Origin of the sequence: Nonomuraea helvata, from assembly GCF_039535785.1 — a bacterium.
Taxonomy (GTDB): domain Bacteria; phylum Actinomycetota; class Actinomycetes; order Streptosporangiales; family Streptosporangiaceae; genus Nonomuraea; species Nonomuraea helvata.
The window spans coordinates 60,683-77,632 of record NZ_BAAAXV010000003.1 but is presented as its reverse complement, the minus strand read 5'-3'; the positions used below and the strand labels follow the sequence as shown (position 1 = coordinate 77,632).

At 71.7% G+C, this 16,950-nt stretch carries 10 protein-coding genes; 5 read left to right on the top strand and 5 right to left on the bottom strand.

Translation table 11 applies throughout. The annotated features are described in order from the left end of the window. Positions 1-2: 2 nt before the first annotated feature. Positions 3-2,138 carry a hypothetical protein gene (locus ABD830_RS18985; RefSeq protein ID WP_344988840.1) on the bottom strand — a complete coding sequence of 712 codons (2,136 nt, stop codon included), beginning with the start codon at positions 2,136-2,138 and terminating at the stop codon, positions 3-5. Positions 2,139-2,302: 164 nt separating this feature from the next. Here ABD830_RS18985 and ABD830_RS18980 point away from each other — a divergent pair, with 164 nt between their 5' ends. From ABD830_RS18980 to ABD830_RS18970, 3 genes are all read left to right on the top strand, one after another. Continuing rightward, on the top strand, positions 2,303-3,499 hold the full coding sequence (locus ABD830_RS18980) for a hypothetical protein (RefSeq protein WP_344988838.1): 1,197 nt from the start codon (positions 2,303-2,305) through the stop codon (positions 3,497-3,499). Further along, a complete protein-coding gene (locus ABD830_RS18975) occupies positions 3,499-5,241 on the top strand; it encodes a hypothetical protein (protein ID WP_344988837.1) in 1,743 nt (580 codons plus the stop codon). Before ABD830_RS18980 ends, ABD830_RS18975 begins: the two co-directional genes overlap by 1 nt. Positions 5,242-5,310: 69 nt before the next feature. Continuing rightward, positions 5,311-8,751 carry a coiled-coil domain-containing protein gene (locus ABD830_RS18970; RefSeq protein WP_344988835.1) on the top strand — a complete coding sequence of 1,147 codons (3,441 nt, stop codon included), beginning with the start codon at positions 5,311-5,313 and terminating at the stop codon, positions 8,749-8,751. A 162-nt stretch (positions 8,752-8,913) separates the two neighbouring features. On the opposite strand, the gene ABD830_RS18965 is transcribed toward ABD830_RS18970, so the two are convergent. Further along, on the bottom strand, positions 8,914-10,983 hold the full coding sequence (locus ABD830_RS18965) for an NACHT domain-containing protein (RefSeq protein WP_344988833.1): 2,070 nt from the start codon (positions 10,981-10,983) through the stop codon (positions 8,914-8,916). Positions 10,984-11,453: 470 nt separating this feature from the next. Then, positions 11,454-12,692, bottom strand: a complete 1,239-nt coding sequence (locus tag ABD830_RS18960) for a citrate/2-methylcitrate synthase (RefSeq protein WP_344988831.1) — start codon at positions 12,690-12,692, stop codon at positions 11,454-11,456. Between the two features lie 80 nt (positions 12,693-12,772). Here ABD830_RS18960 and ABD830_RS18955 point away from each other — a divergent pair, with 80 nt between their 5' ends. Beyond that, positions 12,773-13,993: a LeuA family protein gene (locus ABD830_RS18955; protein WP_344988830.1), complete on the top strand. Its 1,221-nt coding sequence runs from the start codon at positions 12,773-12,775 to the stop codon at positions 13,991-13,993. Here the strand turns inward: ABD830_RS18955 and ABD830_RS18950 are convergent. After that, on the bottom strand, positions 13,990-15,276 hold the full coding sequence (locus tag ABD830_RS18950) for an MFS transporter (protein ID WP_344988828.1): 1,287 nt from the start codon (positions 15,274-15,276) through the stop codon (positions 13,990-13,992). The genes ABD830_RS18955 and ABD830_RS18950 overlap by 4 nt on opposite strands. Before the next feature lie 86 nt (positions 15,277-15,362). Between ABD830_RS18950 and ABD830_RS18945 the strand changes: the two genes are divergently transcribed. Next, complete coding sequence (locus ABD830_RS18945; protein WP_344988826.1) at positions 15,363-16,001, top strand: HAD family hydrolase; 639 nt, start codon at positions 15,363-15,365, stop codon at positions 15,999-16,001. Here ABD830_RS18945 and ABD830_RS18940 read toward each other — a convergent pair whose 3' ends face one another. After that, on the bottom strand, positions 16,002-16,889 hold the full coding sequence (locus ABD830_RS18940; protein ID WP_344988824.1) for an NAD-dependent epimerase/dehydratase family protein: 888 nt from the start codon (positions 16,887-16,889) through the stop codon (positions 16,002-16,004). Between the last annotated feature and the right edge of the window lie 61 nt (positions 16,890-16,950).

The window sequence follows — 16,950 nt, the reverse complement described above, 5'->3', positions numbered from 1 at the left end:
TCTCAGTCGGTGCACTCGAAGAGCGGCGCCTCCGGGAATCCCCCGTCCGGAGTCGCCACCAGAGTGTCGTTCAGGTAGCCGTTGCCGTACTGGCTCTCGATCCGGTTCCAGATGTCGCTGGACTTGCCGGTGGACGTGTCGGTGTAGTTCTCGCCCTTGACCTGGCAGATCACCGTCAGGGTGATGTACACCTTCTGCGGGATTCTTCCGGCTTCTCCGGCCTTGGAGGGACCTGGCCGGATGACCGTGTTGGTGTCCTCGTTGCTGGTGTTCTTGTACTGCTGCCGCGGATACGCCAGGTCCACCTCGGCGGTGGCGACGTCCGGGCTCTCCCCCGCCGCGTTCTTGGCCTTGAGCTTGAACGCGTGCTTCTGGTTGTTCTTCAGCCCCTCCACGGTGAACGACGTGCCCTTGATGCCGCTGTTGGTCGCGGCGCCGGTCAGCTCGTAGGTGACGCCGTCGTCGGCGTTCGCCGGGGCGCTCCAGCTCAGCTCGGCGCCCCGGTTCCTGGGCTTGGCCGCGAAGCCGGTCGGCGAGCCGGGCGCCACGCAGGGCTTGGCCCCGGCGCTCGCCTCCGACTCGACCTCGCCGCCCGACCAGTGCGCGACCACCACGAACGTGTACTCGTTCGCGCAGTCCCCGCCCGTGAACTCGAACTGGAAGGGCCCGTTCGCGTCCACCGACTGCGGCACGGACCTCCCGCCGCCGGACGATGCCTTCAGCGTGTAGCGCTGGACCTTCCCGCCCGCGGACGGGCTGAAGCTCACCGTCACCTTGCCGGGCCCGGACCTGGCGGTCACGGCGCCGGGCGCGGACGGCGCGCTTGCCGAGGGCGTCGGGGTCGGCGTCCTGGTGGGTTCGCGGGACGGCGTCGGGGTGGGGGTGGGCGTCTCCTCGCGGGCCGGCTCGCTCTCGCGCGTCCGCGTGGGACGCGGCTCCGTGTGCGTCGGAACGGGATCGGGCCGGGTGTCGGTCTTCGAGGGCTCCGGGCGCGGCGTCTGCTTGGGCTTGGGCGTGCTGGTCGGCCCCGGTACGTCGGAGTCGTCCTTGTCGACGTCGTGCTTGCGGCCCTCCGGGTCGATGACGACGGCCTTGTCGCCGTTCTCGTCGTTGGCCCAGAGCAGGCCGTCCTTGACGAACACGTCCACCGGTCCCGGCTCCTGGGCCACCTGGAGGGTGCTCGGCCGGCCCCCGGCCGCGCTGTCCCAGATGATCACCGAGCCGCGGCCTTGGTCCGGCACGTACACCTTGGAGCCGAGCACCTGCGGCACCCCGAGCTTCGTGGGGTCGTCCGACTCGAACTTGGTGCTGAGCACCGAGTTCGACGCGGTGTCGATCACCACGAGCAGCCCCGAGTCGCCCGGCGTCAGGATCGGGACCAGGGAGCCCTCCGTCGTGGCGGGGGTGAGCACGCCGCCCTTGGCGGCCTGGGCCACTCCCTTGGGCAGCGTGATCTCGCCGACGCCGCCGTCCGAGCCGATGATCGTGGCGGTGGCGGCGCGGCTGTTGACCACGACCGGCAGTCCGCCGGCGATCGTGATCGCCAGCTCCTCGCCCGGCTCGCCGACCTTGAGCGGGCTCGCCGCCACGCCCTTGGTGACCGGTACGACCTCGCCCTTCGCGGTCACCGGAACCCACAGCCGGCCGCCGCCGTCGATGCGGGCCGCGCCGAGCGGGCCCGGCAGCGTGATCGGGGCCCCGACGGAGTTGAGCGTGACCGGGTCGATCTGCTGGATCTTGCCGGATGCCGGGTCCACGGCGTACCCGGCCGTCCCCGAGACCGCCAGCTGCAGCCCGGCCGCGCCGAAGTCGCGGGTCTGGGAGACGGTGAGCTGGCTGGGCTCGATGCGGCTGACGTAGCCGGTGCCGTCGTCGACGAGCAGCACGTTCCCGCCGTCCTGCACGACGCGCAGCCGCCTGTCGGCCTTGTCGTCGAGGTAGCCGTCGACCTCGCCGGACAGGCCGTTGACGTGCACGACCTTGCCCTTGGCCGAGGTCCAGAGCCACGCGCCCACGTCGGCCAGCTTCGGGTTGGCGCTGGACACGCCCACGCCGAACCACACCGCCGCGGCCACCAGGAGCGTGGCCACCACACCGGCGATCAGCGCGGTGGGTCGGTCACCCCGGAGCATGCGCACCCGTAACTCACCCCGTATGTACGATTACACAGCGTTTGCCCCCGTATTACCGGGCATCACACTAGCGTTCAGCGGTACCTTGTGCGTACGTACTCACTGGTAGTTACCGCCGGGGTTGCTGTCGCGTGCCGAGACTGTCGGTGCGAAGCCGTACCTTAGTGCCCGTGTCCGAACAGCCCCTGACCCTCGACGCCGTCCTCACCGACGAGGCGGTCCTGTCGACCTATCGCCGCATGTTCGCCGCGCTGGCGCGCGACAGCGGCGCGGTGGTCGACGACCCGGCCCTGGTCGACATCGCCGAGACGCTGTTCTCGGCGTTCGCGGAGGCGGGCGAGGAGTGGCTGACGCACGAGCAGATGCGTTTCGTGTGCCGGGCATATCCGACCGACCAGTTCGACAACCGGCTGCGGGTGCTCAAGGGGCTGGGGGCGATCCGCGAGGTGTTCCCCAAGCCCAACCAGCTGCGTTACCGGGCCTCGTTCACCAGTGTCGTCGGGCTGATGTTCATCAGGCGGATGATGTCCGACGGCGGCCAGTCGGAGATGCACCGGCTGCTGGCGCTCGAAGACCTCAACGTCGCCGATCCGCGTACGACGATGGAGGAGGCCAGGCAGAGCGCGGTCAACCTGGCACGGGCGTTCCGGCTCTGGGCGCTGGAGCTGATCACGCTCACCACGGGCACGATCGAGGAGTTGCGCGAGCAGGCGCCCAAGCTGTGGGGCACCGAGGAGATCGCGCGGCGCGCCCAGGGCCTGCACGGCACCATCCTCACCCGATGGCCGGAGCTCGACCGCGTCTGCACCGACCTGCGGGCGGCCATCTACTCCTACAGCGACGCCTCGCGCCGCGCCGCCGGCCGCCTGGCCGACTCGGCGGGCACCACGCGCAACCTGACCTTGCTGCCCACGGAGACGTGGCGCACGTTCGCGCAGACCTCGTCACGGGAGCGGCTGGCGGCGGTGCTCGACGGGTTCGTGTTCGACGCGCCCGCGCCGTGGCACGACCCGGCCGCCATCGCCCGCGCCGTGGACGAGGCCCCGCGCCCCGCCCCCGCCCAGCCCACTCCCCCGCGCTCCCATCTCCCCGACGAGGGGCCCGGCTCCTCGCTCGACTCCTCGCCCAACGCGGCCATGGAGCGGCTGCGCGAGGTGGCGGAGTCGCTGCTGGGCGACGCCCCGCGGGTGGCGCTGGCCGACGTCCTGGGGCCCGACTGGCCCTCGGCGCGGCGCGTGCTGGCCGACCTGACGACCGTGGACCTGCGGCCCGAGCTGCCTTATCGGTTGACGTGGTCCGACGGGCTCACGATCGACCCGGACCGCGAGCCGGCCTGGCTCTCGCACGGCTACCTGGAGCGCACCTGATGGCCATCGCGGAACGTCCCGAGCCCTCGGACGACGACCACCTGTCTGCGTCGACGGAGTCTGCCGCGCAGGCAGCTTCGGTCGCGACCGTTCAGGGCGGCACGCCCCGGCGAGTCCAGGAGCAGCCCGGCCACGCGGGTGCGCCGGTGCGCCGCCCCGGTGAGCAGGGCGGCAGTGGGGCGCGGAAGCGCGCGGCGGGCGACGCGCATGCGGGGACCAGGTCCAAGGGCGTCACACCGGGCCGGTCGAGGGGCATGGACGCGTCCGTGGCTCATGTGCGGGCCCGGTCGGGCGGGCCGTTGTGGCTGGACGCCGGGGTGCCCGCGCCGCCCGGGATGGTGCGGTTGACGCGTTCCGACTCCACGGGCCAGGCGCTGCCGGTGTGGCCCGACGGGGTGACGCCGTCGTTGCTGGAGGAGTACCAGGTGGCGCCGGTCGCCGTGGAGCGGTCCGGGGAGACCCGCCGGGTGCTGGCGGCCGTGCTCAAGTGCTGCTGGACGGACCTGTCCGTGGACCCGTGGCCCGGTGAGCCCGCGCCCGTGGAGCTGGTGCTCGACACGTACCGCGCGCTGATCGGCCGCACCGACGACCTCATGCGCAACTGGGCGATCGGCGCGCTGCGGCGGCTGCACGACTCGGCGTGGATCGTGATGGACGACGGCGTGGTCACGCTCGGCCCGCGCTGCGCCCTGTGGCCGGTCGAGTCGCACGCGCAGCTGCAGGAGCTGGTACGCCGCCTGCCCGACCCCGAACGCCCCGAGCTCACCGTGGTGGGCGACGCCGACATCGTGGCCGCCGCCGAGACGGCTCCCGAGGGCGCCGGCGGACGGGTCGAGGCCGCTTCGGCGGAGTTCGACGATGCGCTGGGGGCTTACGACGAGCGGCGGCGGGCGGAGCTGGTGGCGGCGTTCATGGCGGTGGAGTACGCCGCCGAGCCGGTGCAGGAGGCCCGTTTCGCCGCCCTGCGCGACCCGGCGCTCCGCCATACGCTGGGCGAACTGCTGGCCAGGCGCGGCCGTACGCTGATCCAGCAGCGCGACCGCTGGACCTCCGGCTACGACGACACCCAAGCCGCCGCGCTCACGACACTCGAGACCGAGTCCACGCACGAGCCTCATCCGGACCACGGCCCAGCCCCATCGGGCAGGGATGAGAGCGACACCGCGGACGCGACGCCCGCAGCGGTCGAGGCAGCGGAGGCGGCCGCCGGAGCGAGCGCGATCAACGCCGCTGGTGACGGCGATGCGCCCGACGCGGCCACGGCGGGTGGTCGTGGAGCGGGTGCGGTCGCCGGTTCCTCCGGATCGGGCCGTGCCTCGGTCTCCGCGCAGGCGGTCCGGTCGTCGGGTCCAGGTGGCGGCGGCTCGGCGGGCGTCCGGCTGGGGGTGAGCGAGCGGGCGGTGCTGACGCTCGTACTGGTGCACTCGGTGGCCATCCCGAGGGCCGAAGGGTTGCTGCCCGAGGACTCCTGGCTGTCACCGCACCCCACGCCGGTGGACGAGCTGCGCCGCCACACCCAGTTGCCCATCGGCGAGCTGGAGGCGGCGCTGCGGACATTGCGGCACTCAGGGCTGTTGGGCCAGGTCAAGGCGGGTGAGGAGGCGGGCGGTTACGTGCCGGGGCCGCAGTTCCACCGGCTCACGCCGGCCGCCCGGCGGCGCCTGCAGGAGGAGCTGATCCTGGCGGCCGGGCCGAACACGCCGCTGGCGGCGGCCGTACGAGCTCGAAGATCGGCGAAGTGACCGCAGCCGGGTGCGGCGGGTTCAGCGTCAGGACGAATGGAAGGACTACGGGGGTTTCAGGTGTCGCAGATGGAGAACGTCGTCGGGGACCGGGTGCTGATCGCCGTGCAGGCGGTCAACATTTCGCGGCTCTCGACCCATCCGGTGCCCACCGTCCCCGGCACGCTCATCGTCGTGGCCGGCGCCGGGCCGAAGGACTCCAACGGCGCGGGTAAGTCGTCGTTCATCGCCTCGATCACGGCACTGCTCGGGGACGAGCAGTGGCGCTTCGCCTCAGGCGCCAAGGCGGTGTCCGAGCTGCTCTTCAACGCCGAGCTGGCCAGCGGCGCCGGCGCCCGCCAGTGGGCGAGCGCCGACCACGGCTACATCGTGGGCGTCTTCGCCCCGCCGGGCATGGACGGCTTCGCCCCGCCCGGCGCGGACGGATCATCGACGCCACCGGCGCTGGACGGCCCCGACCAGGTTGGCGGAGGCGCGCCCGGTGGCCTCGCGGAACGAGACGGCGGGACGGCGGCCGGCACGTCGGCGAACGGTGTCACAGCGGACGGCGGGGCGCCGGGCGCGGCGGGCGGTGAGCTCATTCTCGAGGATCACGTTGCCGGAGATGAGCTGGGCGGGGAGCTGTTCGAGGTGCCCGACACCTCGGGCGGGGCGCTCACCGTGTGGCTCAAGGTCAACCAGGAGGCGCCGCACCTCGAGATCCGCTGGCGGGAAGGGGTGCACCTGGCTGCGTCCCCGTCCGAGGCCGAGCGGGTGGCGCGGGCCGACGAGATCTGGGCATCCCTGCCCAAGTCGGCCGGTCGGCGTGACGTGGTGGCGCGCGACCTGACCAAGGTGCTCTACGGCGACCGCGTCAGGTGCGTGTCGTTCCTGTCCACGTCCGTACGGAGCAAGGTCGCCACCAACCTGCTCTCCCAGCCGCTCAACGAGATCTCCCCCGAACGCGTCTTCGAGGCCATCGCCGCCCTCACCGGTCTCGACGCCGAGCTGGAGCAGGAACGTGAGGCCCGCCGCGACGAGCACGCCAAGCGGGTACGCGCGGCGCAGGCGGCCGAGCGGCTGGCCGAGTTCGAGTCGGAGTCGAAGGCGCTGCTGACCACGTTCGACCGGCGCGATCAGGCGAGAGTACGGCTGGCGGACGCGTTGCGGTGCTGGCGGGGCCGGCAGGCGCGCAAGCTGGCCGACGCGGCTGCCAAGGACGAGTCGCTGGCCGCCGACCTCGAACGGCACCACGTGGCCGGTGAGGCGGCCGCCGAGGCGATCGCCATGGTCAAGGCGGAGATCGCCGCCCTGCGGGAGGACACCCTCGACCGGCAGGTCTCGCAGGCCCGTAAGGAGCTGGCGGCACTCCAGGCGAGGGCGGCCAAGCTGGACGCGGATCGCGCGGTGGCCGAGAACTCCGCCGACGAGCTGCGCGGGCTGATCCCGGCGCTGGAGGAGACGCGCAGGTTCGCGGACGGGCGAGACGTGCCCACGGCCGAGCGGGAGCTCGGGGAGGTCCGGCTGCGCCTCAACGAGGCGCTCAAGGCGCTGGGCGTGGCGGACCGGGAGGTGGCCTCCGCTCAGGCGGCGCTGGACGACGCGGAGGGCGGTCCTGCGGCGGCGCAGCTCAACGCGCTGGCGGCGGCCGGCATCGGCGCGACCGGCCTGCTCGACGCCCTCGACGTGGCCGAGCAGGCCCGCGACGCCGCCCACACATCCCCCGCCACCGGCCGCGCACTACGCGGGAACGCCGCCGGCGTGGGTGTCGCCGCCGCTGCCGGTGCCGATGGAGAGGTCACTCCCGGTGCGAGTGGTGCCGGAGGCGGCGGGACGCGTGACGTCGAGGCGTTGGGCGCCGCCCTCAAGGCTCGCTATGGGAAGACGAACGACGCCGAGCTGAAGTCGGGCGGAGACAGCACGCAGGACGCCGACTTCGAGGCGGGCGAGGGCACCGGCCTCGAAGCAGGCGGGGGCATGGCCGGGACCGGTGCAGGGACCGGTGGTCTGGTGCTGGGCCAGTTGCGGGGATGGCCGAACGAGCATGCGGTGATCGTGGACGCGGAGCAGCTCGATGCCGCCGCTGTCGCGCTGGCCGCGTTGCCGGGTTCCGTGCTGGTCAGCTCGGCCGGAGTGAGCGTCGTGGGCGCGTTCGACGGGGTGGCCACCGGGCGCGAGGCCCGGATCAAGGCCGCCGAGCAGCGGCTGCACCGGGCGAAGGACGTGCAGGAGACGGCGGCGCAGGCCGTACGCGATGGGGAGGAGGCCGTCGCCGAGGCGCAGCGGCGGCTGGAAGGGGCCAGGGCCGGGGTGCGCCTGGCCGAGCTGGAGGAGAAGCTGGCCGAGCGGCGGGCCAGGCTGGCCGGGCTGACCGCCGCGATCGAGGAGGTCGCGCCGAAGGTCGCCGAGGCCGAACGGCAGGCCGGAGCGCTGGACTTCCGGGCCAGGACCAGGGACATGGAGATCGAACGCCTGGAGGGCCGGCGCCACCGGCACGAGGCCGAGCGCGCGCAGGCCCGCGACCAGGAGACCAAGGTCACCTCCGAACGCGAGTCGCTCAAGCTCGACGCGCTGGCCGCCGACTGGGGCGGCACGGTCGAGACGGCACGCGAATGGCTGAACGCGCTGCCCGAGGAGGAGCGGCCGCGTGCGGCCGAGGAGTGGTGGCGGATCGCCGAGCGCCTCTTCGACCAGGCCTTGCGTGACACGTTCCCGGAGGAGGACGCGGAGATCCCGGAGGAGCTGCGGTTCCTGCTGAGCGAGCGGGGCGGGAGCGCGGCGCGGGAGCAGGCGACGTTCGCGGCGGTGTGCGGGGCGCTGGCCTCCTACCTGCGGGGCCAGGAGGAGTACGAACGGCACCAGCGGCGCCAGATCGAGGCCCAGGTCGTCACCAGGCAGCGCGACCTGGCGGCGGCGGCGCGCGGCGCCGAGGAGGCGGCGCAGTCCACGGCCGTGCACCGGGCGGCGTTGACCGCGGCGATCAAGGCGCGGCTCACGCGGGTGGCCGAGGAGTTCGAGAAGCTGGACACGTCTTACGGAGGTTACGGGGCGACGCTGGAGTTCCCCGTGCCGCCCGCGCCCGCCGACCCCGAGCAGCGCTGGCAGTGGCGGGTGACGCCGAAGTGGCGGCGCGGCGAGGGGCAGGGGTTCGTGCCGTACAACCGGCGGGCCAACACCGCGCTCATGGACGAGAAGGCCGTCAAACTGGTGTGCGCGGCGGCCATCGCCTCGTCCGGGGGCGGGCATCTGTGCCTGGTGCTCGACGAGCTCGGCCGCAACCTGGGCAAGGAGCACCGCAGGGAGGCGGTGGCGCTGTTCAGGCGGATCGGGGAGACGTACGGGATCACCGTGATCGGGGCGCTGCAGGACGACATGGAGCCGTACGCGATCGACGCCTGTGGCCAGTACGTCAAGCTGCGGCGCTCGTCGGACGCGATGCCGTACAACGAGCCGCCGGTGATCGTCGGGCACGACCAGCACGCCGAACGGGTGCGGGCGCTGGCCGCGTACGTCGACAGAACGGCCAAGTGACGCGCGTCTGGCGTGCAGGGCCAGGGCGCCACGTCATTCGCCGTCGGAGGTGTCCTGCCGCGCAGGGGATGCGGGTCGCCGGGCAGTTCGGGGAGCCGGAAGGAGGCCGCCGCCGCGCCGACGTACGGTCACTCGTGTGCCGGCCGGGAGAGGCTGCGCTGGTCAGCGGGAGTGACCGGTCGTCTTGGCGGCAGCGAGATGATCTTGTAGTTCGGCATGGCGGAACTGGTAGACGGGGCCCACGGTCCGTAGGATGCCCAGGCGGTGCAGATCATGCAGAAAGCTCATCAAGCGGAACGGCAGCCGGCCCGACGGCCCAAGGCGTACCAGGGCAATGGTGGACATCAGCCACATGTGCTGGCGTTTGTTCACCATGCCGAATGCTATGCCGCTGATGATGCCCAGCCCCGCGTCCACGGACGCGGGCGCGGACGGGTGAAGCGGCGCGATGGATGCCTCGTTCATGAAATCGGAAGCGAAGCCGACGATCGCCCCGAGGACCAGCGCGTTCATCCATTGCAGACCCACGAGGCTGCGGTTGACCCGCCAGGTGGACTGCGGGGTGACGGCGGCGGTGAACGGCGGGAGCCGATTCTCCTCTGGTTGGCCGGGCTTCGTGTTCTGCATTATCCGCAGGCTCATCCAGCCGAGGCCGAGCGCTGAGAACAGAGTGGCCAGGCCCGATTTCCAGCCGTCCAACAATGTGCTGTAGACCGCCGCCGGCAGGCCGAGGCCGACCGGCATGATAACGAAGATCATTCGCATGTCGGACAACAGACCGCGGGTGAAATCCTGCACCCGTCGCCGTACGCGCAGCGGAGCGAAGTCGGGGGTACGGGGGGCGACCTGCACCGCGGACAGGCCCAGGCAGATGCCGAAGGCCGAGCCGAAGACCGGCCCATAGGTCAGCATGGCGGTCAACGCGGCCGGGAGTGCGAACACCAGACCGCTCAACCAGCCGATCCAGGTACGGGCGAGCGCGCGCCGCATTCGGGAGGCGGGCAGTGCCTGGTCGGTCAGCCGCCACCAGGCCAGGTCATGACCGCCGGATTCGGCCTGCAGGCGTGCCAGCAGGTTCGTCCATTCGGTGATCCTGGCCGGATCCCATGCTACCGGCCGGATCGTGGCGCGTGCGTTCAGCAGCGCACCGAGGAGATTGTCGAGCAGGTGAGCGCGCAGGGCGCGCGCGTCGTCGGCGTACTCGGTCGCCAACGGAGCCGGGTCGGCGTCTGGCTGGTCGATGTAGACGGCCCGGACCAGCCATAGGCCCAAGGCGGTGGAGGTGACATCGGCAAGAGCCGGCGCGGCGCCCTCCCTGAGTGCGCGCAGGACCTTGGTCCACTCCGAGGACGAGGAGAGCGCGGGCAAGCAGGCGCTCAGGTAGTTCGCCACGATGTCGGGGGTCAGCGCCTTGGGTGCGATGACGGCGGCGGCCCTGAGCGGGCACCGGGCGGCGGTGACCGCGTTTCCGTACTCGGTGGTTCGCGACGTGATGATCACCTGATCGCGTTCCGTGAGCGTGTCGGACAGTTTCTCGATCACCTTGGCGCGGGCGGGCTCGGGCAGTTCGTCGAGGCCGTCGAGAATGGCCAAAATCGAGCCACGGGCTGCGAGGATGTCGGCGCCGTCCTGCTGGTTGCCCGGTGTGCGCAAGGCGGCGTAGTCGGTGCGTACGCGCTCGGCCACCCAGTCCTGAAACCGAGGGTGGGCCTCGATGTCCCAGTCGGCGACGGGCAGGAGCACCGGGACCGGGTCCCTGTCAGCACGCGTGCGGATCAGTTCCAGCATCAGTTGGATGGCCAGGGTGGTCTTACCTGTGCCCGGACCTCCGGTGATGACCAGGCGGCGACGGCGCAGCGCGCGGAAGGCGACGGCGAGCGCGGCGATGTCGTCCGACCGGCCCGACACCGCCGGCTCACGGTCGGCGATCAGGTGCGGGTGATCCATGAGCTTGGTTCGGCGGGTCATGTGCCAGGAGACCGGGATGGGCGGATCGCCCAGGGAACGCGTCACCACCTCGTCGCTCCACCGGTCGTGGACCAACTGGGCGAGCTCCCGCATGGTCTCGGCGACGGTCCCGGAAGCGGGGGCGAGCACACGCCCGGCCCGTTCGACGATCAGACCGGCCACCACCGCCGCGACGATGGTGCCGGCGAGCCAAGGGCCGCTCCACACGCCGTCGTTGAGCACCTGGTTGGCGGCCACCGACACCACGACCGGCGCGAGCACCATGGACAGCCATAACAGCCAGGCCCGCCACTTCCCCTCGCCCACCATGGCAGCCATCGTAGTGATCGTGACCCGCGGCCGGCGGCCTTCCGCCGCGTTGAACCCTCACACCGCGTCAACGGTCTCCCTCGGGAAAGGGATCGGGCCCGGCACGGCGGCCGGGCGGCATCCGGGTGCGCGAAAGGGTGCGACTACCGGGTGCAGGACTCGCCGTCGAACAGATGACCGTCCGGCAAGGCCCTGTACGCGGTGGTATAGGCGAGCCAGGAGCGCCCCACCTCGCCACTGACGGCGTCGAGCGTCTTTCCTTTGAAGGAGGGCAACGCAGGTGACGGACGATGCGACCCCGTGCCGCTCCCCCGTTCGTTGCGGTGGAGGCACCTCCCTCGCGCCACAGGGCAACCGCGCTGGTGATCGTTCGGTATCAGGGTGCGAGGGCGACGATGTAGGCCACGGTCGTGAGCGGGCGTGAGTCACCTGGGCGGCGGGCCGGTGTAGGAGGCGCGGAGGCGGAGGAGGGTGCCTCGGCCGTACTCCTCCATCGCGTGCGCCAGCCAGCCCACCGCCCTGGCCACCGCGAAGACGGCCTCCCCCGCGCCGGTCACCATGCCGCTCACGGCGGTGAGGGTGGCAAGGGCGAAGTCCATGTTCCGCTCCGGGAGGCGGCGCCGGCGCATCTCCTCCAGCACGGCCGCTCCGGCGGCGAGCCGGTCGTGTCCCGGCGTGGCCTCCTTGATGAGGTCGAGCAGGAGGCCGCCGCGTCCGTCGCCGTTCTTGTAAATGCTGTGGCCGAAGCCGGGGATGCGCTCGCCACGGCGTACCCGCTCGGCGATCACCCGTGCGGCCTGGTGCGGCTCGGCGACCTCGGCGAGGAGGCGTTCCGCGCCGTACGACGCGCCGCCGTGCAGCGGGCCGCCCAGCACGCCGAGCCCCGTCAGCACGACGGCGTACGGGTCGGCCTTGGCGGAGGCGGCGACCCGGGCGGCCAGGGTGGAGGCGGCGAGCTCATGGTCGGCGAGCAGCACCAGGGCGGCCTGGAGCACGCCGAGGAGCGCGGGGCTTGCGGGATGCGGGCACAGGCGGGACCAGAGGCGCTCGACGATCGACTCGCCTTGGGGCTCGCTGAGCTGCGGAAGGGAGTCGACGAGGCCCGCGATCATGCGGCGGCCCGTAGCGGCGACGGAGACGGGGTCGAGCTGGTGGCGGAGGGAGTCGGAGGCGCCGAGAACCGTGGTGATCACCTGGAGGCGGTCGAGGGGCAGGAGGTCCTCGGGAAGCCCGCGCTGCGCGGCCACGGCGGCGGCCAGCGCGTCAGGCTCGCACCGCCAGGGCATCCGTGCGCGGGTCTGCGCGGCGAACGGCCCCGAACCGGCCTGCGCCGGCTCACTGCCGTCCTCGGCGTCGGCGGCCCAGAGCCAGGCGGCAACCGTTTCGAAGTCGCCGGTCCGCGCCAGCTCCAGCGCGTCGAGCCCCCGGTAGTAGGGTCGGTCCACGCCGAGGGCCGTGATGGCCGACTCGATCACCAGCTCGGGCGGCTGGCTGCGGGGCCGCCCGCGCCGGGCGAGGCGCTCGATCTCCTCCGCCGAGAAGAGGCTGCGCCGCCCGTCGTCGCCGTGCCGCCGCCGCAGCACCCCCCGGCTCACGTACGCGTACAGCGTGGCGGGTTTGACGCCGAGCCGCTCGGCGGCGGTGGCCGCGTCGATCCACTCCACCCTGACAGGCCTCCTCCGATGATGCATGTTGATGAAAATCAATATTGATACATGTTGAAGGCACGTGTCAACGTGAGGGCATGCCAAGAGTTCACTTCCTCGACGTCACCAACCGGGACGGCGTGCAGACCGCGCGCACCGGCCTCTCGAAGTTCGGCAAGACCATGGTCAACTTCTATCTGGCCAAGCTCGGGGTGGCGCAGTCCGAGATCGGCTTCCCGTTCCTGTTCCACGAGGTCCCGTACGTCAAGGCACAGGTGGCGCTGGCCGAGGTGGGGGCGTTCGGCGGCCTGCGGCTCTCAGGATGGTGCCGCGGCGTGCCGCAGGACGTGGAGAACGCCGCCCCGCTCGGGCTCAGGCACTACAACCTGTCCATCTCGACGTCCGACTACATGATCCAGAACAAGTTCCGCGGCCGGCTGGACAGGGACGCGATCATCAGGGAGATGACGGCCGCCGTGCGCACGGCCAAGGCCGCGGGCGCGCAGACCGTGGGGGTGAACGCGGAGGACGGCTCGAGGACGGACGACGGCTTCCTGTTGGAGTTCGCGCTGGCGGCCAAGGAGGCGGGCGCCGACCGGGTGCGCTACTGCGACACGATCGGCGGCGACACCCCCGACAGGATCCGCGAGCGCTTCGCCAAACTGGCCTCCGCCATCGCGATGCCGGTCGAGACCCACTGCCACAACGACCTGGGCATGGCCGTGGCCAACTCCGTCTCGGGCGCCCTCGGCGACCTCGACGTGGGACAGGACGCGTGGATCAACACGTGCGTGAACGGCATCGGCGAGCGTTCGGGCAACGCCGACCTGCTCTCCACGATCCTGGCCTTCCAGCACGGATTCGGCCTCAACGCCGAGATCGGTGACGCGCTCGACCTGTCGTGGGCCCGCAGGTTCGCGTTGTGGGCGAGTTACGCGTTCGGGCAGCCGCTGCCGTACAACCAGGCCGGGGTGGGGCGGAACGCGTTCGCGCACGAGAGCGGCATCCACGCCGACGGCGCGCTCAAGGACCACGGCAACTACGAGCTGTACGACGAGGCCACGCTGGGCCCGTTCCCTGAGGACTGGCACGCGCGGGACGGCCGGGTGGTGCTGACCGGCGAGTACGGCGGGAAGGCCGGTTTCCGGCACGTCATGGACGGACTGGGGGTGGAGGTCCGCGAGGAGGACCTGGCGTTCCGGCTGGTGCAGCTCTGCAACGCCATGACCGGCCGCCCGCTCACCGACGACGAGCTCCGCCTGATCGCCGCGTACCCGCGCGAGCTGTCCCTGCTGTTCCCCGGCTACGAGCACCCCTAAAGAGTGTCGTCGCCCGTCTCGGGCAGGGCCAGCAGGCAGAGCAGGCTCAGCACGGCCATCGCCGCGACGTACACTCCTACGGCCATGACGCCCAGCCCACTGGCCTGCATGCTGGTGGCGACCAGCGGCGGCACCGCGCCGCCGAGCACGCCGCCGAGGCTGTAGGCCACCGAGGCGCCGCTGTAGCGGAACTGCGTCTTGAAGAGCTCCGGCAGGTACGCGCCCATCGGCCCGAAGATCAGCCCCATCAGGCCGAGCGCCCCCGCCAGCGCCAGGCCCACGAGGAAGACGGCCCTGGTCTCCATCAGCGGGAACATCGCCAGCCCCCACACGACGGCCACGCCCGTCCCGGCGATCAGGGTGCGGCGGCGGCCCAGGCGGTCGGAGGCCAACGCGGAGGCCACCGTGCCCGCGGCCATGAACACGATGCCGATCATGGTCAGGGCCAGCATGGTGGTCTTCGGGATCCGCAGCGTGGTGGTGCCGTACGCCAGGCAGTACGTGGTGGCTGTGTAGAAAAGGGTGTAGGCGACGGTCATGGCGCCCGCGCCGAGGAGCACGCGCCGCCACTGCTGCCGCATGAGGCCCGCGAACGGCACCTTGGCGATCCGGTGCTGGTCCATGGCCGCCTTGAAGACCGGCGTCTCGGAGATCTGCAGCCGTACGTACAGGCCGACGATCACCAGCAGCAGGCTCGCCACGAACGGCAGCCGCCACCCCCATGCCCCGAAGTCCCCGTCGCCGAGCACCTCGCCCAGGACGAGGAACAGCCCGTTGGCCAGGATGAAGCCGACCGACGGGCCGAGCTGCGGGAACATCGCGTAGAGCCCGCGCTTGCCGGGCGGCGCGTGCTCGGTGGCGAGCAGCGCCGCGCCGCCCCACTCGCCTCCGAGCCCGATGCCCTGCGTGAACCGCAGCAGCACGAGCAGCACCGGCGCCACCACGCCGATGGCCGCGTAGCCGGGCAGCAGCCCGATCGCGACCGTCGAGAGCCCCATCACCAGCAGCGACACGACCAGCATCGACTTGCGGCCGACCCGGTCCCCCCAGTGCCCGAACACGGCCGAGCCGAGCGGACGCGAGATGAACGCCACCGCGAACGACGCGAACGCGGCCAGACTGCCCGCCACCGGGTCCAATTTGGGGAAGAACGCGGTGTTGAGCACCAAAGCCGCCGCAGTGCCGTAAATGTAGAAGTCGTAGAACTCGATCGCGGTGCCGACGAGGCTGGCGGCCGCGATCCTCGACCGGGTGGGTGCGGCGACTTGGGGGGACGTTGTCATACTTGTCTCACTATGCGAAATAGCGTCTTGTTCAGTGGTACAGAGAAGCTATCACCTGCGAAATGTCACATCTGAAGGGAACGGGATTGGCTGTCGATCTGGTCATCTTCGACTGCGACGGGACGCTCGTGGACAGCGAGCCGATCTCCGTACGGGTGGGCACGGCAGCACTGCGACGCCTGGGCTGGTCGATCGATGAGGCGGAGTACGCCGAGCGGTTCGTGGGCTGTACGAACGAGTACTGGGACGAGGCGGTGGGTGAGACGCCGCCGGGCTGGCGCGAGCAGCTCATCGCCGAGTACACGGCCGCGGTCAAGGCCGAGCTCTGCGTGATCGAAGGCATCGAGGAGGCGCTCGACCAGCTGACCGTGCCGACCTGCGTGGCCTCGAACGGGCGGCACGCCACGATCCGCCGCAGCCTGGAGCTGACCGGACTGGCCGAGCGGTTCCACGGCCGGGTGTTCAGCGCCGAGGACGTGGCCAGGGGCAAGCCGGCGCCGGACCTGTTCCTGCACGCGGCGACCACGATGGGGGTGGCGCCGGAGCGGTGCGTGGTGGTGGAGGACAGCCCGTTCGGGGTGACGGCGGCCATGAACGCGGGCATGCGCTGCCTGGCCTTCGCCGGCGGTCTCACCCCGGCCGCCCGCCTCACCGGTCTGGGCGCCACACTCTTCCACCACCCGACCGCGATCCCCGACCTGATCGGCTCGTTCGCCAAGGGATGATCAGCGCTTCTGCCGGGCGCGCCCGTTCTCGTCCAGGTAGTCGCGCCAGGAACGCTTCGGGTTCCAGCCGAGCAGGCGGTGGGCCTTCGCGCAGGAGATGCCCGAGGCGTCCTGGCGGGCGAGCGGGCGCAGCTCGATCCGGTCGCCGTAGTGCTCGCGCAGCACGGCGGCGAAGTCGTGGCCGCCCGCGTTGTCCGGCGACGCGATGTAGAACACCTCGTGGCCGGGCAGGTCGGACTCGGTGGCCAGGACGATCGCGTCCGCGAGGTCGTACACGTCGATGTAGCTCCACAGGCCCGCGCCGCTCTCGGACGCGTCGCGCACCTGCGGGCCGAGGTTGCGTTCGTAGTTGCCCTCGTGCTGCACCCAGCTCGGCCGCAGCGAGATGCACCTGATGTCGGAGCGGCGCACCGCCGCGTCCATGAGCTGCTCGCCGAAGTGCTTGGCCAGCGCGTACGGGTCCTGCGGCCGGATCGGGTGCTCCTCGTCCACCGGCGCGTAGTCGGGCAGGAAGGGGCGCTCGGGGAAGAAGAAGCCGGGCACGGTCTCGCTGGAGATGTTCACGAAGCGGGGGACGCCGAAGCGGACCGCGGCCTCGATCATGTTGAACGTCGCCATCAGGTTGTTCTGGAAGACCACGTGCGGCGGGTTGGCGGTGGGGTCGGGGATGGCGGCGGCGTGCACGACCGCGTCGGCCCCGCGCACGACGGCGAACGCCTGCCCCGCGTCGGTCAGCTCGGCCTGCTGGTAGCGGGGCTGACCGGGCTCGGACCGTTCGAAGACGGGGCGCGTGAGATCAACGCCGGTCACCTCGTGACCGGCGTCGGCCAGCGCCTTGACGGCCGCGCGGCCTACCTTGCCGTGGGCTCCGGTGACGACGACGCGCATGTGCTCCACTCCTTAACCGGTTTCGGTGCGAGCAATCTAACGCGAGATCGTTTCCGCCGTC